The sequence below is a fragment of the Streptomyces sp. BA2 genome (assembly GCF_009769735.1).
GTDB lineage: Bacteria > Actinomycetota > Actinomycetes > Streptomycetales > Streptomycetaceae > Streptomyces.
Window position 1 is genome coordinate 1462963 of sequence record NZ_WSRO01000002.1, and the last position, 22785, is coordinate 1485747.

Annotated in this window: 18 protein-coding genes; 8 read left to right on the forward strand and 10 right to left on the reverse strand. The window is 70.4% G+C overall.

Annotation, left to right across the window (positions count from 1 at the left end):
* Nucleotides 1-38: 38 nt before the first annotated feature.
* The gene (locus E5671_RS09130; RefSeq protein WP_160503339.1) at nucleotides 39-1115 is read left to right on the forward strand and encodes a class I SAM-dependent methyltransferase; all 1077 of its coding nucleotides are present in this window, start codon (nucleotides 39-41) and stop codon (nucleotides 1113-1115) included.
* On the opposite strand, the gene E5671_RS09135 is transcribed toward E5671_RS09130, so the two are convergent.
* From E5671_RS09135 to E5671_RS09150, 4 genes are all read right to left on the reverse strand, one after another.
* Nucleotides 1091-4084, reverse strand: coding sequence for a patatin-like phospholipase family protein (locus E5671_RS09135; RefSeq protein ID WP_160503340.1), 2994 nt, complete (start codon nucleotides 4082-4084; stop codon nucleotides 1091-1093). The two genes, E5671_RS09130 and E5671_RS09135, sit on opposite strands and share 25 nt — an antisense overlap.
* 31 nt (nucleotides 4085-4115) lie before the next feature.
* Nucleotides 4116-5174 carry a glycoside hydrolase family 43 protein gene (locus E5671_RS09140; RefSeq protein ID WP_160503341.1) on the reverse strand — a complete coding sequence of 353 codons (1059 nt, stop codon included), beginning with the start codon at nucleotides 5172-5174 and terminating at the stop codon, nucleotides 4116-4118.
* Between the two features lie 43 nt (nucleotides 5175-5217).
* The gene (locus E5671_RS09145) at nucleotides 5218-6540 is read right to left on the reverse strand and encodes an MFS transporter (RefSeq protein ID WP_160503342.1); all 1323 of its coding nucleotides are present in this window, start codon (nucleotides 6538-6540) and stop codon (nucleotides 5218-5220) included.
* Between the two features lie 124 nt (nucleotides 6541-6664).
* Nucleotides 6665-7600 carry a LysR family transcriptional regulator gene (locus E5671_RS09150; RefSeq protein ID WP_160503343.1) on the reverse strand — a complete coding sequence of 312 codons (936 nt, stop codon included), beginning with the start codon at nucleotides 7598-7600 and terminating at the stop codon, nucleotides 6665-6667.
* A 102-nt stretch (nucleotides 7601-7702) separates the two neighbouring features.
* Between E5671_RS09150 and E5671_RS09155 the strand changes: the two genes are divergently transcribed.
* Complete coding sequence (locus E5671_RS09155; protein ID WP_160503344.1) at nucleotides 7703-8533, forward strand: oxidoreductase; 831 nt, start codon at nucleotides 7703-7705, stop codon at nucleotides 8531-8533.
* Between the two features lie 18 nt (nucleotides 8534-8551).
* Here E5671_RS09155 and E5671_RS09160 read toward each other — a convergent pair whose 3' ends face one another.
* A complete protein-coding gene (locus tag E5671_RS09160; protein WP_202121057.1) occupies nucleotides 8552-9769 on the reverse strand; it encodes a methyltransferase in 1218 nt (405 codons plus the stop codon).
* Nucleotides 9770-9941: 172 nt separating this feature from the next.
* Between E5671_RS09160 and E5671_RS09165 the strand changes: the two genes are divergently transcribed.
* Genes E5671_RS09165 through E5671_RS09175 form a run of 3 tightly spaced genes read left to right on the forward strand, consistent with a single transcriptional unit; the run spans nucleotide 9942 to nucleotide 14585 of the window.
* Nucleotides 9942-11411, forward strand: a complete 1470-nt coding sequence (locus tag E5671_RS09165) for an aldehyde dehydrogenase family protein (RefSeq protein WP_160503345.1) — start codon at nucleotides 9942-9944, stop codon at nucleotides 11409-11411.
* Nucleotides 11408-13000, forward strand: a complete 1593-nt coding sequence (locus E5671_RS09170) for an APC family permease (RefSeq protein ID WP_160503346.1) — start codon at nucleotides 11408-11410, stop codon at nucleotides 12998-13000. The genes E5671_RS09165 and E5671_RS09170 overlap by 4 nt, the downstream gene beginning before the upstream one ends.
* A 22-nt stretch (nucleotides 13001-13022) precedes the next feature.
* Nucleotides 13023-14585, forward strand: a complete 1563-nt coding sequence (locus E5671_RS09175) for a GMC family oxidoreductase (RefSeq protein WP_160503347.1) — start codon at nucleotides 13023-13025, stop codon at nucleotides 14583-14585.
* Nucleotides 14586-14603: 18 nt separating this feature from the next.
* Here E5671_RS09175 and E5671_RS09180 read toward each other — a convergent pair whose 3' ends face one another.
* Entirely contained in the window at nucleotides 14604-15077 is a 474-nt protein-coding gene (locus tag E5671_RS09180; protein ID WP_160503348.1) for an NUDIX hydrolase, read from the reverse strand.
* 10 nt (nucleotides 15078-15087) lie between these two features.
* Nucleotides 15088-16704 carry an apolipoprotein N-acyltransferase gene (gene lnt / locus E5671_RS09185; protein ID WP_160503349.1) on the reverse strand — a complete coding sequence of 539 codons (1617 nt, stop codon included), beginning with the start codon at nucleotides 16702-16704 and terminating at the stop codon, nucleotides 15088-15090.
* A 241-nt stretch (nucleotides 16705-16945) separates the two neighbouring features.
* Here lnt and E5671_RS09190 point away from each other — a divergent pair, with 241 nt between their 5' ends.
* The gene (locus E5671_RS09190; RefSeq protein ID WP_160503350.1) at nucleotides 16946-18028 is read left to right on the forward strand and encodes an O-antigen ligase family protein; all 1083 of its coding nucleotides are present in this window, start codon (nucleotides 16946-16948) and stop codon (nucleotides 18026-18028) included.
* Here the strand turns inward: E5671_RS09190 and E5671_RS09195 are convergent.
* Nucleotides 17985-18539, reverse strand: a complete 555-nt coding sequence (locus E5671_RS09195) for a hypothetical protein (RefSeq protein ID WP_160503351.1) — start codon at nucleotides 18537-18539, stop codon at nucleotides 17985-17987. The two genes, E5671_RS09190 and E5671_RS09195, sit on opposite strands and share 44 nt — an antisense overlap.
* Before the next feature lie 141 nt (nucleotides 18540-18680).
* Nucleotides 18681-19466 (reverse strand): aspartate/glutamate racemase family protein, encoded by a 786-nt coding sequence (locus tag E5671_RS09200; RefSeq protein WP_160503352.1) that lies wholly within the window; start codon nucleotides 19464-19466, stop codon nucleotides 18681-18683.
* Between the two features lie 58 nt (nucleotides 19467-19524).
* Between E5671_RS09200 and E5671_RS09205 the strand changes: the two genes are divergently transcribed.
* Nucleotides 19525-20700, forward strand: a complete 1176-nt coding sequence (locus tag E5671_RS09205) for a glycosyltransferase (protein WP_160503353.1) — start codon at nucleotides 19525-19527, stop codon at nucleotides 20698-20700.
* A gap of 15 nt (nucleotides 20701-20715) precedes the next feature.
* On the opposite strand, the gene E5671_RS09210 is transcribed toward E5671_RS09205, so the two are convergent.
* Nucleotides 20716-22020 (reverse strand): TerD family protein, encoded by a 1305-nt coding sequence (locus E5671_RS09210; RefSeq protein WP_160503354.1) that lies wholly within the window; start codon nucleotides 22018-22020, stop codon nucleotides 20716-20718.
* 319 nt (nucleotides 22021-22339) lie between these two features.
* Between E5671_RS09210 and E5671_RS09215 the strand changes: the two genes are divergently transcribed.
* Nucleotides 22340-22768, forward strand: a complete 429-nt coding sequence (locus E5671_RS09215; protein ID WP_160503355.1) for a DUF6643 family protein — start codon at nucleotides 22340-22342, stop codon at nucleotides 22766-22768.
* Nucleotides 22769-22785 lie beyond the last annotated feature (17 nt).

Below are 22785 nucleotides of genomic sequence, written 5' to 3' on the forward strand. Positions count from 1 at the left end.
CCCGCCCGCCGCTCCCGGGCCGAAGGATGGGGAGCGAGATGACCGCGCAGACACGTGACCTCGACCCGGTACGACAGGAGCGGTTCGCGGAGCGGATGGTCGAGGTGCTCAATGACTCCTGCCTGGGATACCTGTGCAGCCTCGGTCACCGGACGAGGCTGTTCGACGTGCTGTCCGGCCTGCCGCCGGCCACCAGCGAGCGGATCGCCGAGGCCGCGGGCCTGGATGAACGCTACGTACGGGAGTGGCTCGGCGGGATGACCGTGGGCGGCTTCGTCGAGTACGCCCCGGAGGACGGCACGTACTGGCTGCCGCCCGAACATGCCGCCTCCCTCGTCCGGGCCGCCGGTCCCGACAACATGGCCTCCTTCATGCAGGACCTCGCCCTGTTGGGCATCGTCGAGGATCAGGTCCTCGAGTCGTTCCACAAGGGCGGCGGCGTGCCGTACTCGTCCTATCCCCGCTTCCAGGAGCTCCAGGCCGAGGAGACTGCGCGGGTGTACGACGCCGCCCTGGTGGACGGCATCGTCCCGGTGGCACCCGGCCTCCCGGAGCGGCTGCGTGAAGGCATCGACGTGCTGGACGTCGGCACCGGGCAGGGGCATGCGGTGATGGTCCTGGCCAAGGCGTTTCCCGCCAGCCGCTTCCATGGCGTGGACATGTCCGAGACCGGCATCGCGACGGCTCGCGACGAGGCCGCGCGGCTCGGTCTTGGGAACGTCCGGTTCGACGTGGCGGACTCGGCCGAATTGACCGGCTCCTACGACCTGATCACCGCCTTCGACGTGATCCATGACCTGGCCCGCCCGGCGCGCACTCTGTCGGCGATCGCCGATGCCCTGCGCGACGACGGGGTGTTCCTGATGGGGGACATCGCGGCATCGAGCAAGCTGGAGGAGAACCTCGACCATCCGCTGGGCCCCACCCTTTACACCTTCTCGGTCTTCTACTGCATGACCGTCTCCCTCGGCGAGGGCGGCGCCGGCCTCGGCACGGTGTGGGGCAGGCAGACTGCCCTGCGCATGCTGGCCGAGGCCGGATTCGACGACGTCGACGTCCGCCAGGTCGAGGGCGACATCCTCAACGTCTACTACGTGGCACGACAGGGACGCTGATACGTTACCGCTGCTGTGCTCATGTGATGGCCGAGGGCACGGTAGGCGTTGAACTGGGCGTGGTCGAACCACTGGTCGAACGTGCTCTGCCGAGGAAAGACCTTCTCCTCCAAGGCGTAGCTCAACAGTTCGTAGTCCATGTCGCGCGTGAGGTTCGCCTTGACAACGATGATCTTCCCCTCGGTGAAGCGCTCCTCACCGTCCGGGAATTCGATGCTCTCCGGGTAGGTGACGTCCCCGGTCACGACACAGCTCGCGGAGAGCCGGGCGTTCAGGGCGGACATGGGTTCCTCGGGCCGGATCGGGACGGCGCTGCCCGGCACGAGCCTGAGGATCTCTTCCTGGTCGAACTTGATGACCACGCCGAGGTCTTCGTAAGCCAGGGTCACCGCCTGGGCCAGGGTGGTGGCCAGAGGGGGTGTGTCTCCACTGGAGTCGATCACGTAGATCGTCCGGCAGCGCAGCCGGAGCATTTCGACAAGACCGAGATTGTCGAAGTGCCCGCCGTCGGTGCACAGCAGCAGAGGGCTCGTGTCCGAGTACCGGCCCACCAGTTCCTGCACCTGATATCGCAGCCGCCGTACCCGTGGCAGCCGGGGCATGATCCAGTCGGGACCGTGCCGTGCCACCTCGGCCAGATAGGCGGGGTTGGGCACCCAGGTGCCCAACCGAAGGTTCGACAGCGCGAGCAGCCGCTCGAAGGCCATCGTCTGCGTGCCCATGGCTGAGGCGAAAGCGGCTCCGGACACGGCCATGGCGGACTGCACGGTGAGGTCCCGGCGAATCAGTGGATGCGCTGTCTTCTCCATCGTGTCCGTGCGCACCCAGCCGGTGTCGGGCCCGCCGATGTAGTCGGAGGCAAAGGTGAAGGGGACCGCGGGACGGCCCGGTGCCGTGCGGTTGCGCAACGAAACGGCGGCGGAGGCAGCGAAGATGACCTGCGGGAATCGTCCCCTCCGCGCACTGCCGTCCACCTGCTTCGCATGGGTGCTCAATTGGGTCGATTCGGCGTTGTAGTCGTACGGCAGCACGCCCACAGAACCCTCAGGGGTGTCCTTGAGCACCGCGCGTCGTACGGCGAACGCGCCGGCGAGCCGACGCCGGTAGAAGGGATGCAGGCTGAAAGTGGTCTGGTCGATCACGAACGGGAGGATGAGCAGGGCGACCGGCAGGGACACCTTCCATCCCCTGTGCCAGTCGTCGGCGTAGACGGCGGTCCACGCGAGGAGAGCGAGGCCGAAGAAGCCGACCAGGAACAGCGTCAGCCAGCTGATGATCACCTTCAGCCAACCGCCGCTGCCCTGGAAGCTGATGACATTGCCGGACCCGCCGAACAGACCGGCCTTCTCACCGTCCGGCTTCACCTTCTTCACCTGCCGGTGGACCGCGGTGAACACCGATGCCACCGCGGTTGCCGCCGCGGCGAGCGCGCCGAGCAGGGACACCCCGACCGGTGACCTCCCGGTGTCGCCCTCGGGCAGGAACGGCTGAACCTGAGCCAGCCAGGCGAAGAACCAGATCACAGCAGGAATGACCACCGTGTACGCGGCGATCGTCAGCGCGAGGACCACGAGCGCCTTCACGGTGCTCCGCACCCACTCCTGGCGTGACTCTCCGTCGGCCGCCCGGAGCACGGCACCCACCACGGACACCGCGGCGGCCAGTCCGAGGACGCCGAGAAGGGGAATCCATACGTGCTCGTAGAGCTTCAGACCCGGGATGCCCTTTCCCTCGGCGGGGCGGAACTGCTCAAGTTCCGTTACGGGGACGAGCCCGTAGAGGCAGTTCAGGAACAGGCCGGCCACGGCGAACGCCAGGGTCAGCATGCCGAGGGAGACGAGCAGTCCCCGCAGCACTGTGCCCAGGGTGAGCAGCAGTTCCAGGGGGCCGTCCGCGAGGTACTTCGCGTGCCGGCGGATGTGGTCCTCCTCGGGACTGCCCGGGGCGAACGCGTCCTCGGGTTCCGCCAGGTCCGCCCGTGCGAGTGGATCGCCCCGCCGGTCTTCGGGTTGCTGCTCGGTGAGTGCCAACTGGAAGGCTCCTGCGGTGTAGCCGCCGCCCGACACGGACACCAGATACCGCGCCTGATCCAGTACGCCCCTTTCCCTCAAGGCCTGAAGAGCGCCAAGGGTCACCGAGGCCGAACGGATGCCACCGCCGGAGACACAGATACCTACCTCTGCCGCTTCCCGGCCGGGGAGCAGCAACGCCCTTGTCCGCCAGCGGGACTTGGCGCTGCCATCGGGCTTCTCCGGCAAGGGGCGGGCGGACCAGTCGGGCAGGGGCGTTGAGGCGTGCGGTGCCGCGGGCGGAGCGATGATGTCCGGCCTGTCGTCGCCGTTCTCCGTCCCCTTGGCCATGCCGTACGCGCTGCGTACGAGGGCACGCGGACGACGCTTTTCCGCACTCTTCACCCGAGCCTTCCCCAAGAACCGGCGGGAGATGAGAGTGGCGGCGATCCACAGAGCACACGCGGCCAAGGGGATGGCGAGAGCCCACTTCACCAGGGCACAGTAGGCCGCCCACTGGAGGTGGCCGGCCGGATCGCCGTCGGAGAGCCGGTTGAGCGCCCTGTAGAGGAAAACGTTCTCAGCGACGTCCGCCGCCGCCATCACCACGGTGGCACCGAGCGCGCGGACAGCGAGCCTCCGTGACACCGGGAGGTAGAGATACAGGGCGCCGAATCCGAACACCGCGAGCAGCAGAAACGTGTAGCCGGGGGTGATCAGAGACCAGTCGAACAACAACCCGTCTTTGAACTCATCGACGCGGCCCCCCACAATCGCGCTGGCCCTCTTCGTGCCGGCCGCCACCTGCAGCGAGACCTCCTCGTGCGCTTCGGGTCGGTCCCGGCCCCAGAACGGGTTCACCAACGCCAGCGTGCCGACGATGACAAGCCCGCCCCAGCACAGCCACGGGGCCCAAGGTGGATTCTCTCGTGAGGGAAGCTGCTCCTGCACAGACGACATGAACCAAAGGTAGCGGCAACATCACCCTGAGTTATGCATCGGCGACGGGGATGCAGAAGTCCGGTGTTCCGTCCGGGTTCCAGCCCAGTTTCTGGATGCGGGTGTGGCGGTTGGGGTCGTTCAGGGGGTCGCCGACGATGTCCTTGTACTGGCGGGCGTGGTAGACGAGGACGTCGGTGCGGCCGTCCTCGGCGACGGTGAAGCAGTTGTGGCCGGGGCCGTACTGCTTGGTCGTGTCGTTGCTGGTGAAGACGGGCGTCGGCGACTTCGCCCAGGACGCGGGGTCCATGAGATCGCTGCGGGTGTCCGCGGTGAGCAGCCCCAGGCAGTAGTTGAAGTCGGTCGCGGACGCCGAGTATGAGAGGAAGACGCGGCCGTTGCGCTGGATGACCGACGGGCCTTCGTTCACCTTGAAGCCGACGCACTCCCAGTCGTACTCGGGTGTGGTCAGGCGTATCTGCGGTCCCGTCAGGGTCCAGGGGCTGGACATGCGGGAAAGGAAGACGCCGGTGTTGTTGTCCATGCCGGGCTCGTACTGCGCCCAGGCGAGGTAGCGGCTGCCGCGGTGCGTGAAGGTGGTGGCGTCCAGGGAGAAGGTGTCCCAGGCCGTGGTGAGCTGCCCCTTCTCCGTCCAACTCCCCTTGAAGGGATTGGCGTTGACGTTCTCCAGGACCCAGATGCGGATCTTCCACACGTCGTCGGCGGGGGCCGCGGCGAAGTAGATGTACCACTTGCCGTTGATGTGGTGCAGTTCCGGCGCCCAGATGTGCGAGGCCATGTCTCCGCTGGTGTGCCGCCGCCAGATGACGGACTCGTCCGCCCGCGTCAGGCCGCGCAGGGTGCGGGAGCGGCGCAGGATGATGCGGTCGTACTCGGGGGAGGTCGCCGTGAAGTAGTAGTGGCCGTCGGTGTGGCGGCGGATGTGCGGGTCGGCGCGCTGCTCGACGAGCGGGTTGCGGTAGGCGGCGGCCGCCCGGGGCGCGGCGTGGGCGGGCGCCGCCTGGGCGATGGCCGGTGCGGCGGCGAGGGCGCCGGCGGCCAGCGTTCCTCTCAACACGGTTCTGCGGCTGGGTACTTCGCTGTGGCTCATGGGGCTCCCTCGGTGGGCGGGTTGGTGGGTGGGGCTGGTCTATCTACGGGATGGACTTCTCCGCGGCGGAGTGCGCCTCGGGCGTCGGAACGGACGGAGGGGCGGGCGGTGTGCTCAGCGCGCGCCGCAGCAGGGGGACGGCGAGCAGGCCGAGCACGGCGACCGCGAGGAGGAACAGCAGGCCGGTCAGCGCGCTGCCCGTGGAGTCGACGACCGCCGCGATGCCGAGCGGGCCGAAGCCGCCGCCGAGGTTGCCGACCGCGTTGACCGCAGCGATGCCGGCGGCCGCGGCGGCGCCCGTCAGGAAGCGCGGGATCAGCGCCCAGAACGCGGGCTGCGCCGCGTATCCGCCCACCGCGGCCGCGCACAGGCCGAGCATCTGCACGACGGGTGAGCCGAAGAGCGCGGTGACGGTGAACCCGGCGACGGTCAGGCCGAGCATCGCCGCGGTCCACAGATAGGGGGTGTCGCGGCGCGCCACCAGGCGGGGTACGACGACGAGTCCGGCGGCGACACAGACGTACGGGATGGCGGAGACGAAGCCGACCTCGGTGCTCGTCAGGTCGCCGAAGCCGTCGATGATGGTGGGCAGCCAGAAGGACAGGCCGTAGGTGGAGAGGGGGAAGGCGAGGAAGAAGACGGCCGCGGTCAGGACGCGTCGGTCGCGCAGGACCGCGAGCGCGTGCCCCGGCTGTTCGCCCGCCTCCGCACGGTCGGCGGCGAGGGCATCGGTGAGCCACCGGCGCTCATCGGCGGCGAGCCAGCGCGCCTGCTCCGGTCCCGCGGGCAGCCGGGCGAGGACGACCGGGGCGATGAGCACGGCCGGGATGCCGGTGGCCAGGAAGACCCACTGCCAGCCGGTCAGGCCCCAGGTCCCGTCGAGGTCCATCAGGGCGCCCATCAGCGGGTTGCCGACGATGAACGAGACGGGCGCGGCGAGCATGAACGCGCCGATGGCGCGGCCCCGGTGGCTGCCGGGGAACCAGCGGGAGAGGTAGTAGAGCACCCCGGGGAAGAATCCGGCCTCGGCGGCGCCTAGCGCGAACCGGGCCAGGTAGAACTGCCAGGTGCTCTGCACGAGCGTCGTGGCGATGGTGACGAGGCCCCAGGTCAGCAGGATCCGCGCGATCCAGCGGTGCGCGCCGACGCGGTGCAGCATGAGGTTGCTCGGCACCTCGAAGAGTGCGTACGCGGTGAAGAAGAAGACCTGGCCGAGGGTGAACGCCGTGGCGCTGACGCCCAGTTCGGCCTGGAGCTCCAGTTTCGCGAAGCCGACGTTCGAGCGGTCGATGTAGGCGATCACATACAGCAGGCCGAGGAACGGCAGCAGCCGCCACGCGGTCTTCTTGAGCACTCTGCGCTCCATGGTGCGAGCGTCCCCTCACGTCGACGTTCGTGATTTCGAACGCCATCTGATACTCCGAACGCCGAAACGGTAAGGGGGTGTTGGGGCAAGGTCAACGGTTGCGACGAGATACGCCCGGGGGCTCTTACTCCGCCTGCCCGAGGGTCCGCCCGAGCACCTCCCCGCACGCCTTGATGTACGCGCTCACCAGCGGGCGGCGGTCCTCGCCCACGCGCCAGGCCAGGGCGAACCGGCTGGGCGTGATGCCTCGGACCGGGCGCGTGACGACGCCGCCCAGCATGATCAGGGGTGCGTTGCCCGCCGCCACCAGGCAGACCCCGCGGCCGTCCACCAGCGCCTCGTACGTCTCGTCGGTGCTGGCGATCTCCGCGCCGATGCGGGGCGGGCGGCCCGCGCGGGCGTCCAGGGCGAGCCAGTAACCCCGCAGCGCGCCCGCACTCTCGGGCAGCGCGAGGAAGGGCTCGTCGACGAGATCGGCGAAGTCGACCTCGTCCTGGCCCGCGAGGCGGTGCGTCTCGGGCAGGGCCACATGACGCGGCTCCTCGGCGACCACCACCCACGCGTAGCGCTCCGGGTCGGGAAGTGGCAGCCAGACGAAAGCCACGTCCGCCGTGCCGTCCGCGAGCCCCGCACTCGCGTCCTGCCAACTCACCTGCTTCAGCCGGACCGTGGCCTCCGGCCTGGCCTCGCCGAAGCGGGACCGCACCGCCGGGAGGAGTCCGCCACGGGCCGGTCGCGTACTCATGCCCACGCAGAGCGAGGCCCGCTCATCGGACTTCGCGCGCTCCACCGCTTCGCAAGCCACCTGCCAGGTGTCAAGCAGCTGTTGGGCGTGCGGCAGAAGGGCCGTACCCGTGGAAGTGAGCCGCACACCGCGGTGGTCCCGCACGAACAGCTCGGCGCCCAGCTGGCGTTCCAGCGCCCGTATCTGCTTGCTCAGTGCGGGCTGCGAGACGAAGAGCCGCTCGGCGGCCCGCGTGAAGTGCAACTCCCGTGCCACCGCGACGAAATAGCGTAGATCCCTGCTGTGTACGTCCCTGCCGTGAAGGTCCATAACCATCAGCTATCACGTCAGGTCTTGGACGGGCCACCCGATTCTGCCGCAGGCTGATCCACACAGCCGGAGACGAATGAACCGGCCGCCACCTCAAGGGAGTTCGTGATGACGAAGGTATGGCTCGTGACGGGTGCGAACAGCGGCTTCGGCCGGGCGATCACCGAGGCGGCCGTCGCCGCCGGCGGCGTGGTCGTGGCCACCGCACGTAACGCGTCGTCCCTGGACGACCTGGTCGCGGCCCACCCCGACCAGGTCGAGGCCCTCACCCTGGACGTGACGGACACGGCCGGCATCGAGGCCGCCGTGCGTGACGTCACCGACCGGCACGGCCGCGTCGACGTCCTGGTGAACAACGCGGGCCGCAGCCACGTCGGCGCCCTGGAGGAGGACTCGGACGCCGAGCTGCGCGCCCTGTTCGACGTGCACGTCTTCGGCCCGGCCGCGCTGACCCGCGCCGTCCTTCCGCACATGCGGGCACGGCGCTCGGGAGCGATCGTGCAGATGAGCAGCATGGGCGGGCAGATGTCCTTCGCGGGGTTCTCGGCGTACAGCGGCACGAAGTTCGCCCTTGAGGGGATGTCGGAGGCGCTGGCGCAGGAGGTGGCGCCGCTCGGCATCAAGGTCCTGGTCGTGGAGCCCGGCGCGTTCCGGACCAGTCTGTTCGGCAACACCAGCGCGAGCCCCGTCGAGATCCCGGACTACGCCCAGACGGCGGGCGCCACCCGCGCGATGGTCGCGGGCGGCGACGGTGAGCAGCCGGGCGACCCGGCGAAGGCCGCCGCCGCGATCATCACCGCGCTCGACGCCGAGGGGACTCCGCTGCGGCTGCCGCTGGGTGAGGACGCCGTGGACGCGGTCGTCGGCCACCTCGACTCGGTCCGCGCGGAGATCGCCACCTGGGAGAAGATCACCCGGGCGACCGCCTTCGACGCCTGAGGCAGTGTGAGCGCGGTGTCAGCGGTCGCGCTTGACCGCCTTCAGGACCACGAACTTCGGGTCGGACGCGACGACTTGGGAGTTGCCGAAGAGCTTCCGCAGCTTCACGTGGTACTGGAGGTGGCGGTTGCCGACGACCCACAGCTCGCCGCCCGGACGCAGCGCGGCGCGTGCTCCGGCGAACATCCGCCAGGCGGTCGCGCCGCTGGTCGCCTGGTGGCTGTGGAAGGGCGGGTTGTTCAGTACGAGGTCCACCGATCCCGCGGGGACGGCGGACAGCGCGTCGCCCGCGACGAACTCCGCCCGGGTGGACGCGGCGGCGTTCGCCCGGAAGGTGGCCTCCGCGGAGACGACGGCGGGATACGACTCGTCGATGAAGGTGACCGTGGCCTCGGGGTCGGCGACGGCGGCGGCCGTGCCGAGCACGCCGTTGCCGCAGCCCAGGTCCACGATGTGCGGGCCGCCTCCCGCGGCGCCCCTGCCCGTGGGCAGGTGGCGCAGGAAGAAGCGGGTGCCGATGTCGAGGCGGTCGGCGCAGAACACCCCGGCGTGGTTGACGGCCGTCAGCCCGGACCCCGCTCCGGAGTCGGCGTCGAGGACGTAGCTGCGGGGCCAGGGGCTGGGCCCCGCGTCGCGTTCCGGGTCCGGCGTGCTGAAGATGAGCCGCGCCTTCTGCCGGGCGAGCGACGTCCGCGTAGGGCCGATGATCCGCTCGAAGAGGTCGAGCGTCGAGGTGTGGATCTCGGTGACCATTCCGGTGCCGACGACGACCGTGCCCGCGTGCAGGGCGGGCGCGAGCCGGTGCAGCTGGTCCTCCAGGAGCGCGAGGCTCTTCGGCACGCGCACCAGGAGTACGTCGATCCGGCTCGGCGGGGCGTCATCCGTCGTCGAGAGCCGCACCGCGTCCGGCGCGACCCCGGCGCGTGCCACGTTGGCCCGCGTCGCCTCCCGCGCGAGGAACGAGTCGGTGATCAGCGTCGGCCGGTGCTCGGCGAGCGCGGTGGTCAGCGCGCCCCAGCGGTCACCGACGACGACCACGGCGCCGGAGAGGTCGACGGACTTCGCCGCTTCCCCCGTCTCAGCCGCGGGCTCCGTCTCACCCGCGGGCTCCGTCTCGCCCGCGAGGTGCCGCAGAAGGTAGGCGTCGGCGGCGGACCAGGCACGCAGCGGGTCGCGAGGGTCCTCGGGAAACCGTGTGAGGTCGTACGCGCCCCATGACGTGATCAGCTGGTTCATCGTGCCTTCAGGCTAACCGAGTGGCGCGCACACGATCTTCGGGGACGCCTGATCCTGCGGGGGCGGATCGAGACCGCTGCGCCGAATAGCGGCTCATGTAGTGCGGACCCGGCCCTTTCTCCTTACCGTCCTTTCGTGGAGCACCCGCGCATCCCACCCCCGAGGAGCCGTCATGCCGGAGCTGTTCATCGGCGGAACATGGACCACTGCCGTGGACGGGCAGGTACGTGAGATCCGCTGCCCGGCGGACAACACCCTGGTCGCGACCGTCGACGAGGCCGGACCGAAGGACGCCGCCGCGGCGATCGCCGCGGCCCGTGAGGCCTTCGACAGCGGCCCCTGGCCCGGCACCCCGGCGGCGGAACGCGGCCGCCTGCTGCTGCGCGTGGCCGACCTCCTCGAACGCGACAAGGACGCGCTCGCCCGCGCCGAATCCCTGGACACCGGGAAGCGGCTCGTGGAGAGCGAGTACGACATGGACGACATCGCGAACTGCTTCCGCTACTTCGGCAACCTGACGGCGGCGGGCGGCACCGACCGGATCGTCGATGCCGGCAGCGCGGAAGTGGACAGCCGGGTGGTGCACGAGCCGGTCGGGGTGTGCGCGCTGATCACTCCGTGGAACTATCCGCTGCTGCAGACCGCCTGGAAGGTCGCCCCGGCGCTGGGCGCGGGCAACACCTTCGTCCTCAAGCCCAGCGAGCTGACCCCGCACACGGCCATCATCCTGATGCGCCTGCTGACCGAGGCCGGGCTGCCCGGCGGGGCCGCCAACCTGATCCTCGGCGCGGGCCCCACCGCGGGCGCGCCGCTCAGCGAGGACCCGCGGGTCGACATGGTGTCCTTCACCGGCGGGCTCGTGACCGGGCGGCGCATCATGGCCGCCGCGGCCCCCACGGTGAAGAAGGTCGCCCTGGAGCTGGGCGGCAAGAACCCGAACATCGTCTTCGCCGACGCCGACTTCGAGGCGGCGGTCGACTACGCCCTGATGGCGATCTTCCTGCACTCGGGCCAGGTCTGTTCGGCCGGGGCACGCCTCCTTGTCGAGGACTCACTGCACGACAGGTTCGTCGACACCGTGGTCGAGCGGGCGCAGCAGATCCGGCTCGGCGGCCCCTTCGATCTCAACGCCCGCACAGGGCCGCTGATCTCCGCCGCGCACCGCGACAAGGTCGAGGCGTACGTGGCTGCCGGCATCGCCGAGGGCGCGGTCCTTCGCTGCGGCGGCGCGCGCCCCGACGATCCGGCGCTGCGGGACGGCTACTACTACCCGCCGACCGTGCTCGACGAGTGCACCCCCGGCATGTCCGTGGTCACCGACGAGTCGTTCGGCCCGGTGCTCACCGTCGAGCGGTTCCGGGACGAGGACGAGGCGGTCGCGCTCGCCAACGACACCGTGTACGGACTCGCCGGAGCCGTCTGGTCGCAGGACACCGGCAAGGCGCACCGCGTGGCGTCCCGGATGCGCGCCGGGACGGTGTGGATCAACGACTTCCATCCCTACGTGCCGCAGGCGGAGTGGGGCGGCATGAAGCAGTCCGGCTTCGGCCGCGAACTGGGCCCGGCGGGCCTTGCCGAGTACCAAGAGGCCAAACACATCTGGCGCAACCTCGCACCGACCCCGCAGAGGTGGTTCGAATGAGTACGGACAACGGCCCAGGACCGGACCCCACCGCCCCGGCGAGGTCCCAGAGCCAGGATGACGACGACGCCCTGGGCGAGCTCGGTTACCGCCCCGAGCTCAAGCGCACCCTCGGCAACTTCCACACCTTCGCCGCGGGGATCAGTTACATCTCGATCCTGACCGGCACCTTCCAGCTGTTCTACTTCGGTGTCAGCTTCGGCGGCCCCGCCTACTGGTGGTCGTGGCCGATGGTCTTCGCCGGCCAGTTGATGGTGGCCCTCTGCTTCTGCGAGCTCGCCGCCCGGTATCCGGTCGCCGGTTCCATCTACAACTGGGCCAAGAAGATGGGCGGTCCGCACGTCGGCTGGCTCGGCGGCTGGATGATGATGACGGCCACCATGGTCACGCTCTCCGCCGTGGCACTCGCCTACCAGATCACGCTGCCGCAGATCTCCGAGTGGTTCCAGTTCGTGGGTGACGGCAGCGGCAAGAACGACGCAGCGGCCAACGCCGTGCTCCTCGGCACGGTTCTCATCCTGTTCTCCACCGCGGTGAACGCCTTCGGGGTCAAGCTCATGGCCCGGATCAACTCGGCTGGTGTGTTCATCGAGCTGATCGCCGCGGTCGCGCTGATCATCTTCCTGGCGGCGCACATCACCCGCGGTCCCAGCAGCGCCCTCACCGAGACGAACGGCCTCGGCAGCGGCCAGACGCTCGGGTACTTCGGCGCCTTCCTGACCGCGTCGCTGGCCTCCGCCTATGTGATGTACGGCTTCGACACGGCCTCTTCGCTCGGCGAGGAGTCGCACAATCCGGGCCGCAACGCGCCTCGCGCCATTCTCCGTGCCCTCATCGCCTCCTTCACCATCGGCGCGTTCATCCTGCTGTTCGCCCTGCTCGCGGTGCCGGATCTGCAGGCCGAGGAGCTCTCCACCGGCGGACTGCAGTACGTGGTGCTCGAGACGCTCGGCTCGACCATCGGTGAGATCTTCCTCTGGACGGTGGTCGTCGCCATCACCGTCTGTGTGCTGGCCGTGCAAGCCGCCGGTATCCGGCTGATGTTCGCCATGGCCCGGGACAACAACCTGCCCGCAGGCACGCATCTCGCCAAGGTCAGCCCCCGCTTCCAGACCCCCGTGGTGCCCGCCGTGCTGATCGGTGTCGTGGGTGTCGTCATCCTGGTGATCAACATCAACCAGCCGCAGATCTTCTCGGTGATCACGAGCATCGCGATCATCATGATCTACGTGGCCTACCTGCTCGTCACCGTGCCCATGCTGCTCAAGCGGCTGCGCGGCGAGTGGACGCCCGCCGAGGGGAAGTTCTCGCTCGGCCGGTGGGGCCTGCCGATCAACATCATCGCGGTGCTCTGGGGCGCGGCCATGTCCCTCAACCTGGCCTGGCCCCGCGCGGAGGTCTACAACGCGACCGGACCCCAGCACTGGTACCTGCGCTGGGGCGCGTTCCTCTTCATCGGCGTCGTGGCCCTCGGCGGCTTCGCCTACTACTGGTTCGTGCAGCGGCACAAGACGGGCGTGCTCGCCGAGCACCGCTTCGAAGAGGCCGTCGACCCCACGTCTCCCCCGCCACCGCCGGCCGCACCCTGAACCCCTCTGATCTGGAGTCGTCATGCCCGCTGAGAGTCCCAAGGCCGAGTTCGACTACGTGGTGGTCGGCGGCGGCACGGCAGGCGCCGTCGTCGCCGCGCGGCTGACCGAGGACCCGGACGTCAGCGTCTGTGTCCTTGAGGCAGGACCTTCTGACGTCGGCGACGACAACATCCTCCAACTGGACCGGTGGATGGCCCTGTTGGAGTCCGGATACGACTGGGACTACCCGGTGGAGCCGCAGGAGAACGGCAACAGCTTCATGCGGCACGCCCGTGCCAAGGTGCTCGGCGGCTGCTCGTCGCACAACTCCTGCATCGCCTTCTGGGCCCCCGCCGAGGACCTCGACGAGTGGGGCTCGCTGGGCTGCACGGGCTGGAGCGCGGCGGACTGCTACCCGCTCTACCAGCGTCTGGAGACCAACGACGCGCCCGGCGACCACCACGGCCGCTCGGGCCCGGTGAACATCATGAGCGTCCCGCCGAACGACCCCTGCGGTACCGCCCTGTTGGAGGCGTGTGCGGCGGCGGACATCCCCACGACGCCGTTCAACACCGGCAAGACGGTGGTGCGCGGCGCCCACTGGTTCCAGATCAACTCCCGCCCGGACGGCACCCGTTCGTCCGCATCGGTGTCGTATCTGCACCCGATCCTCGGCAAGCGGCCCAACCTTGAGGTGCGCACCGGCCTGCAGGCAAGGCAGTTGCTGTTCGATGAGAACCGGCGCTGTACGGGCGTCGAGTACCTGGAACCGGACACCATTCACAGCGGGAGCATCACGGCGCGCCACGAGGTGATCGTGTCCTGCGGGGCCATCGACTCGCCGAAGCTTCTGATGCTGTCGGGTATCGGTCCTGCCGGGCATCTGCGCGAGTGCGGTGTCGAGGTGCGGGTGGACAGCCCCGGGGTCGGCGCGCACCTCCAGGACCACCCCGAGGGCGTGATCATGTGGGAGGCGAAGCAGCCGATGGTCACCTCTTCCACGCAGTGGTGGGAGATCGGCATCTTCGCGGACACCGAACCGGGCCTCGACCGCCCGGACCTGATGTTCCACTACGGCTCGGTGCCCTTCGACATGAACACCTACCGGCGCGGCTATCCGACCACCGACAACGCCTTCTGCCTCACTCCGAACGTCACGCGGGCCCGCTCCATGGGCACGGTCCGGCTGCGCACCCGCGACTTCCGGGACAAGCCGATGGTCGACCCGCGCTACTTCACGCACGAGCACGACATCCGCGTGATGACGTACGGGCTCCGGCTCGCCCGGGAGATCGCGGCGCAGGCCCCGATGGCCGACTGGGCGGGCGCCGAACTCGCTCCGGGACCGGACGCCACGACCGACGACGAGCTCTTCGCCTACATCCGCCAGACCCACAACACCGTCTACCACCCGGCGGGCACCGTGCGGATGGGCGCGACGGACGACGCGGACTCGCCGCTCGACCCGGAACTGCGGGTCAAGGGCGTCACCGGGCTTCGTGTCGCCGACGCGTCGGTCATGCCGTTCCTGCCGGCGGTCAACCCGTGCATCACCACCATGATGATCGGCGAGAAGTGCGCCGACATGCTCAAGGCGGGCTGATACCGCCGGAGGCGGAGCTCAGGAGCGGTTGAACCAGGCGGGCTGTTCCTCCGCCATGGCCTGCTTGATCCGGAAGACCCCGAACTCGTGCAGGTCGGGCAGCTGGTCCAGCGCGAACCAGCCCACTTCGAGCGACTCGTCGTCGTTGACGCGGGCCTCTCCGCCGACGGCGCGGCAGCGCAGGGTGATGTCCATGAACTGGCAGGTGTCGCCGTTCGGGTAGGTCACCGGCTCCAGGGCCTCGACGAGCACGATGCGCTCGGGCACGCAGTGCACCGCGGTCTCCTCGAAGACCTCGCGTACGGCGCACTCGGCGGGCTGCTCCCCCGGATCCGGGATGCCGCCGATGACCGACCACTTGCCGTTGTCGGAGCGCCGCCCGAGGAGCACTCTGCCCTCGTCGTCGAAGACGATGGCGGTGACCCCGGGGAGCCACAACAGCTGGTGGCCCGCGTCGGCCCGGATCGTGCGGATGAAGTCAGGAGTTGCCATGCCGTCGACCCTAACGGGACCGGCGGGCGCGCCTGGCCCGTACGGCGCCCGTCACCGCCCAGCCGAGACCGCCCGCGGCGATCAGCACGAGGATGCCCTCGGGCAGGACGCCGAGCCGGGTGGCCGGGGTCTGCGACGAGCGCAGCGGCACCTCCTGGACGAGTGAGTCGGCGGTGAACCACTTCGTCTTCTGCGAGACATGGCCGTCCGGCATGATGATCGCGCTGACGCCGCTGGTCACCGGGACGGTGACGGTGCGGCTGTGCTCGACGGCGCGGATCCGCGACATGGCCAGCTGCTGGTAGGTCATCTCGCTGCGGTCGAACGTCGCGTTGTTGCTGGGTACGGAGATCAGCTGCGCGCCGTGGGTGACGGTGTCGCGCACGGCCCAGTCGAAGGCGGCTTCGTAGCAGGTGGCGAGGCCCACCTTCGTGCCCGCCATGGTGAAGACGCCGGGCTTTGAACCGCGGCTGAAGTCCTGGCGCACCATGCCGACGTCGCTGCTGAAGAAGCCGACGACGTCGCGCAGCGGGATGTACTCGCCGAAGGGCTGGATCTGCCGCTTGTCGTAGGTGTCCGTGGGGCCCTTCTCCGGGTCCCAGAGGATCTGCTCGTTGAAGAGCTTGCCGTCCTTGGTCTGGACGACTCCGCCCACCGAGATGGGGGCACCGATCGCCTTGACGGCGCGCTCGATGGCCGCGTGGGCGTCGGGGTTGGTGAACGGGTCGATGTCGGAGGAGTTCTCCGGCCACAGGACGAAGTCGGGCTGCTTCGCCTTGCCCGCCTTGACCCGGTCCGCGAGCCGCTTGGTCTCGCGCACATGGTGGTCGAGCACGGCGCGGCGCTGGGCGTTGAAGTCCAGGCCCGCCTGCGGGACGTTGCCCTGGATGGCGGCGACGGTCGCGGTGCCGTCCTCGGCGTCGTCGCTGACGAGCGGGCGCGCGGCGAAGGCACCGGCAACCGGGACGAGCACGCTGAGCAGGGCCGCTGCCGCCGCACCGCGTCGCACGACGCGGGTGCGGCGCGCGGCGTACACCTGCCGGACGATCTCGTACAGGCCGAACCCGCACAGGACCACCGCGAACCCGAGCACGGGGGTGCCGCCGAGCGCGGCGAGCGGCAGGAAGACGCCGTCCGCCTGCCCGAAGGCGATCTTCCCCCAGGGGAATCCGCTGAAGGGCACGCGCGCGCGTGCCGCCTCACCGGTGATCCAGAGGGCGGCCGCCCAGAGCGGATATCCGGGCAGCCGGGAGACGGCGGCGACGCCCGCTCCGACGAGGGCGACGAACATCGCTTCGATGGCTGCGAGCGCCAGCCAGGGCCCTGGCCCGACCTCCACGCCGGTCCACACCAGGAGCGGCAGCAGGAAGCCGAGGCCGAAGAGATAGCCGAGTCCGAGGCCCGCCTTCCAGCTGCGGCCGTGCAGACACCACGCGAACACCGCGAAGGCCGGCAGGGCCAGCCACCACAGGGTGCGTGGCGGAAAGCTGACGTAGAGCAGCACTCCGGAGAGTGCCGCCGCGGCGGCCGGGACGAGCGCTCGCAGGAAGCGGACCTTGCGCGATGCGGGCGCGGGCTGCGCTCCGAGCTGCTCCGACTCGTCTACGGAGGTGGTGGTGGCGGTCACTCGGGGAGTGTACGGCGCGTCACGTGGACAGAGACAGGACGGTCGTGCCTGGCCGCCACGGCTTCGTCCCCTCTCCCGCGGGCACCGGCCGCCGGCGGTTTCGTCCACACGATCGACGGATCGTTCCTGCGCAAGATGTCCACATCTCACGGTCCCAGCGACTACGGTGTGCCCGAGTCCCTGACCTGCGGCCGGATCGAGCCACAGCGTTCGGGGCCCGTCATACGGCGGGGGGCGACGGGTGGGGACAACGGGGACGGCCACGACGGCCGGGCCATCAGGGGCGTACGAACGGCGCAGCGCGTCCGACGCGACGGGCTGCGCGCTGCTCGGCGTGTGCGCGGCCTGGACCTTGATCACCTCCGGGGTGCACGGCGGCCGGCCCGAGGGCGTGCTCCTCGCGGTGCTCGCCGTGGCCGCGGGGTACGCGGGCGGGCGGATCTGTGGCGCGCTGCTGCCGGTCGCCGCGCCCTGCGCCGGTGCGCTGGCCGGGGTCGGCCTCGCGGCGGCGGCCCCGCAGCTCTCGCCGGGGCCCGTCAGCGCGGCGCCGCTCGGCCACACCGGCGCCACGGCCGCGCTCCTGATCCTGGCTTCGGGGGCCGCCTGTTCCGCGGCGTGGGCGGCTCGGAGTCCTTCGGCGCGGCTCGCGATGCGGCTGCTCGCCGTGGGGATCGTGGTGGCCGCGGCGGTGCTCGGCTCGGTGGCCGGTCTCGTCGCGTGCGCCGGGATCCTGCTGTGTTCGCTGGCCACCGCGCTGATGCGGCGCAGGGTGCTCGGCCTCGCGGGCCTCGCCCTGGCGACGGCGGTGGTGACCGGACTGACGTGGGCGATCGCCGACGACGTACTGCCGGAGGGGCTGAGTGCGTCCCTGGAGGGCCAGCTCGACGGCAACCGGGTCCAGCTGTGGCAGGACGCGCTCTCGCTCACGGGCCAGGAACCGGCGCTCGGGGTGGGCCCCGGCCGGTTCGCCGACGCCAGCCCCACGGTGGCCGAGCAGCTCCTCACGGACGGCAAGCCCCATTCGGCGCCGTTGCAGCAGGCGGCCGAGCAGGGTCTGGTGGGCGTGGTCCTTCTCGCGGCGGTGTTCTGCTGGCTCCTGTACGCCCTGTACCGCTCGCCGCGCTCCACCCAGGTCGTCCTGTCGGCGGGCGCGGCCCTGACGGCGCTGGCCGCCGTGGCCTCGGTCGGCAACGCGCTGAGCCTCACGGCGGTGACGACGGGTGCGGGATACCTCGCGGGCATCGCCACGGCGCGACCGCTGGGCGACGCACCGGAGCAGGTCAGGCCGCCGGGCTCCGTACCGTGGACAGCCGGCGGCGGATGAACCGTACGGCCGCTTCGGCGTCGTCGACGGTGACCGTGAACTTGCGGCCGTCCCCCAGGCTGAGGACCAGGCCCTCACCCCGCCTGACCACGACGGCGGTGCCGATGTCGGGCCGCGAGCGGTAGCCCCAGCCGCCCCACTGTCTGGGACAGACGACCTTCGCGAATTCGGCGCCCACGACGTGGGAGAGGAGGATGCGGCGGCGCGGCAGGCCCATGTGCCCGCAGCGCACTTCCAGGCAGTCCTTGTCAACCCTCACGTCGACATGGACGAAGGCGAGGGTGCCGAACAGGATCAGCAGCCCGGCGGCGATGCACCCCACGACGGACATGGCGAGGGCCGCGATCCCGGACGTCCACATGTTGTCGACGGCCAGCTCGATCCCCAGTGCCAGGCAGAGGGCGCCGGCCAGCGCCAGCAGCCACTGCACGCGGTTGGTCGCGCTTCCGGTCCAGACTTCCGGCGGGGCGTCGGCTGTGCTGCCCCGCTCGCCGTGGGTGTGGTCCCTCATGCGACCGAGAGTACCGACGTTCCGGAGGGAAGGCACGGCATCGCGGAGCGTCACCGCTCCGGTTGTACGGGCGGGACCGCTCTGTACGCGGACGGGGCAGGGGGCCCGGAGGCGCAGGCCCCTCACACGTCCGTACGGGACTCAGCGGGCGGGAGTGACCGCCGCGAGCAGCCTGCCTTCGGCGTACGTGTGGGCGGCGACGGGCAGCTCGGCGGGGCGGCCGCTCAGGATCACCGTCAGGCCGCCTTCCGCGCCGGAGCCGGGGCCGGGCAGCTCGCCGGCCCTGCGCAGGGCCTGGGCGGCGACCGCTCCGGCGGAGCCGTGCAGGACGAGGGGCGGAAGGCCGGGCTGCTGGAGGGCCGCGCGGATGCGCTCGCCGACCAGCTCGTAATGGGTGCAGCCCAGGACGACGGCCCTTACATCACGCGGAGTGAGGGCCGCTGCCGCGGCGACCGCCTTGTCGATGGCCGCCTCGTCGGCGTACTGCACGGCGTCCGCGAGGCCGGGGCAAGGCACCTCGGTGACGTCGACGCCGCCGGCGAACTCCTCGATGAGGCCGCGCTGGTAGGGGCTTCCGGTGGTGGCGGGGGTGGCCCAGATGGCGATGGGGCCGCCGCCCGCCGCGGCCGGCTTGATCGCCGGTACGGTCCCGATGACGGGCAGGTCGGGTTCGAAGCGGGCGCGCAGGGCGGGCAGTGCGCTCACGGACGAGGTGTTGCAGGCGACGATCAGCGCTTGGGGGTGGTGGGCGGCGGCCGCCTCGGCGATGGCCAGGGAGCGCTCGATGACGTCCTCTGCGGAGCGTGGTCCCCAAGGCAGTCCGTCGGGGTCCGAGGAGAGGACGAGATCGGCGTCCGGCCGCAGGCGACGTACCGCCACCGCGGCGGGGAGCAGGCCGATACCGGAGTCGATGAGCGCGATCTTCACCCGGTCACCATAGTCGATGGGCCTCCGGCGGCCGGCGGCGTGGGGCAGACTGCGGCGGATGAGCGCCGTTGTGTGGACCGCTGCCGCATCGCTTGCCGCCTGGCTGTGGCTGCTGTTGGGGCAGGGCTTCTTCTGGCGCACGGACCTGCGTCTGCCGCCGCGCCGCGACCCGGACACCTGGCCCTCGGTCTGCGTCGTCGTCCCGGCCCGTGACGAGGCCGCCGTGCTGCCCGAGAGCCTGCCCTCGCTGCTTGCCCAGGACTATCCGGGGCAGGCCGAGATCTTCCTTGTAGACGACGGGAGTTCGGACGGCACCGGAACGCTGGCCCGGTCCCTCGCCGACCGGCACGGGGGTCTCCCGCTGACCGTCGGCTCGCCAGGAGAACCACCGCCCGGCTGGACCGGCAAACTGTGGGCCGTACGGCACGGCATCGGCCTGGCACGCGCGCGTGCGCCCCGGTATCTGCTGCTCACCGACGCGGACATCGCCCATGAGCCGGACAGTCTGCGGGAGTTGGTCGCTGCGGCGGAGACGGCCGGTTTTGAACTTGTCTCGCAGATGGCGCGGCTGCGCGTCGCGAGCATGTGGGAGCGGCTCGTCGTCCCGGCGTTCGTGTACTTCTTCGCGCAGCTGTATCCGTTCCGCTGGATCGCCAAGAGAGGCTCGCGCACGGCCGCGGCGGCCGGCGGATGCGTCCTGCTGAGCACGGCCGCCGCCGAGCGCGCGGGAATCCCGGACTCCATCCGGCACGCGGTGATCGACGACGTGACGCTCGCCAGGGCGGTCAAGCGCTCGGGCGGCCGCATCTGGCTGGGGCTCGCGGAGCGCGTCGACAGCGTGCGCCCCTACCCCGGGCTCGGCGACCTCTGGCGGATGGTCTCGCGCAGCGCCTACGCCCAACTGCGCCACAACCCCCTGATCCTGTTCGGTACGGTCCTGGGGCTCGCCCTGATCTATCTGGTGCCGCCGGTCGCGCTGTTCGGCGGCCTGGCCACCGGCAGCGCCGCACCCGCCGCGCTCGGCGGGGTCGCGTGGCTCGTGATGACGGCGACGTACATCCCGATGCTGCGCTACTACCGGCAGACTCTCTGGCTCGCTCCCCTGCTGCCGTTCACCGCTTTCCTCTATCTCCTGATGACGGTGGATTCGGCGGTGCAGCACTACAGGGGGCGTGGAGCGGCGTGGAAGGGGCGGACGTACACCCGCCCCGACCCCGCTCCCGAACGGAACTGACCACCGCGAAGGCGGCTACTTCCTGCCGGGCGTCCAGTTCATGCCCCAGCCGTACGCGTAGTCGATGGTGCGCTGCGGGCTCACGCCGCGTTCGGGGACCAGGTAGCGGGCCTCGCGCTGGATGAAGAGGTCGCCGTTGTTGTTCGTGATCAGCGCGAGCGCGCACACCGTGGAGGGCACCGTGCACTCGTCCAGCGAGAAGTCGATGGAGGCGCCGTGCTGCGGCTGCAGGGTGACCGTGGCGTTCAGGTCGGCGAAGCTGCGCGCTCCTTCGTAGATCGTCACGAAGATGACGATGCGCTTGAAGTCCTTGATGTGGTCGAGATTCACCGTGAGGTTCTCGCCGCTGGACACGGCCCCGGTGCGGTCGTCGCCGTCGAGCAGCAGGTACGGGGGCTGGTCGAGGGATCCGAAGGCGTTGCCGAGCGCCTGGACGACGCCCTTGCGGCCGTCGGCCAGTTCGTACAGGGCGCACAGGTCCAGGTCGAGGTCCGCGTGCATCGCCACGGCCCGGCCGAGCTTGCTGGCCCAGCCCTTGAACTGCTTGCGCACCTCCCAGTTGAGGTTCACGCGCATCGCGCCGGACGTGCCGCCCTGCTTTTTCAGCGAGACGGACGGCGCTTCCTTGGTGAGCGTGACTTTGGTGAGGCGCACGGGCTGGGCCGCGGGGGCGGCAGCGGGCGTCTGGGCGGGCGGCGGCGGGGCTTGAACGGGGGCCGCGGGAGTCACCGGCGGCGCGGGAGGCTGCACCGCGGCCGGAGCGGGGGCGGGCGCCTGCTCCGGTTCGTCCACCGAGATCCCGTAGTCGGTGGCAAGGCCCTGGAGTCCGCTGCCGTAACCCTGCCCGACGGCGCGGAACTTCCACGCTCCCTGGCGGCGGTAGAGCTCACCGAGGACGAACGCCGTCTCCACGGTGGCGTCCTCGCTGTCGTAGCGCGCGATCTCGGCGCCGTTCGCCGCGTCGACGACCCGGATGAAGAGGCCCGGGACCTGCCCGAAGGTGCCGCCGTCCGTCGAGGCGGCGAGCACCACGGTCTCGACGGCGGGCTCCACGCGCGCGAGGTCCACCACGAGCGCGTCCGTCACCCGGCCGCCGTCGGCCTTCTTCCCCTCGTGCCGCACCGCGCCCGAGGAGTGGACCGCCTGGTTGTAAAAGACGAAGTCGTTGTCCGAGCGGACCTTTCCGGAAGTGGCGAGGAGCAGAGCCGACGCGTCGGCGTCCGGCACCCCGGCTCCTGAAGACCACCCCAATTCGACCCGCACGGCAGGTGCCGGCACGGGAACATTCGATCCTTTAGACATTGTCATGTCCGCCCCCATCACAAGTTCGCATCACAAGTTCGCATCGCAAGTCGCCACGTCCGGCCGGACCGCCGTCCCGTTCACGACCAACCTATTACCCGGACCCCTGGGAGGCCCATGTCCACCGCCGACACCCCGCCGCACGGACGTTCCGTCAACCGTGCGTCAACCGCCGGTAACCCGTACGGAGCTTGGCTTTTACACGATCCCTACGCCGCCGCGCGACCGATTTTTCCTAAGTTCGCTCGCATTGGGGATGCCAGGTCACTACCGACACGTAAAACAACCCTCTTATCGGTCTCCCCAACCAGCACATCAAGGGCTTAACTTATGTGTCATGACCTCCCCCCGCTCCACCTATGGCGGCGGTTACTACTCCGCGCCGTCCTTCCCGGACACTCCGATCTACGACTCCCTTGTCGCCGAGCGGGGTACTCCTCAGATCGCCCCGATCCGGGTCCCCTCCGCGTACGACACGGGCAGTCACAGTCACCTGCCCGCACTGCAGTCAGCCCTGCCCGCACTGCCGGCTGCACCGTCCCACCACAACCCCGCGTACGGCTACGCGCAGCAGCCCGCTCCGCTGCAGCAGGCGCCCGCGCCGTACATCCCGCAGCAGCCGTCGGCGCCGCGCGGATATCCGGGCCCCCAGCAACAACAGCGTCCCCCGGCCGGAACGGGCTACGAGGCCATGCGCCCCGCGGCGCCCCGCCCCGCCCCGGCGACGTACGAGGATCCGTACAACCGCCCCTACCGCGGCTACTGATTCGCCCGCATGCGTCC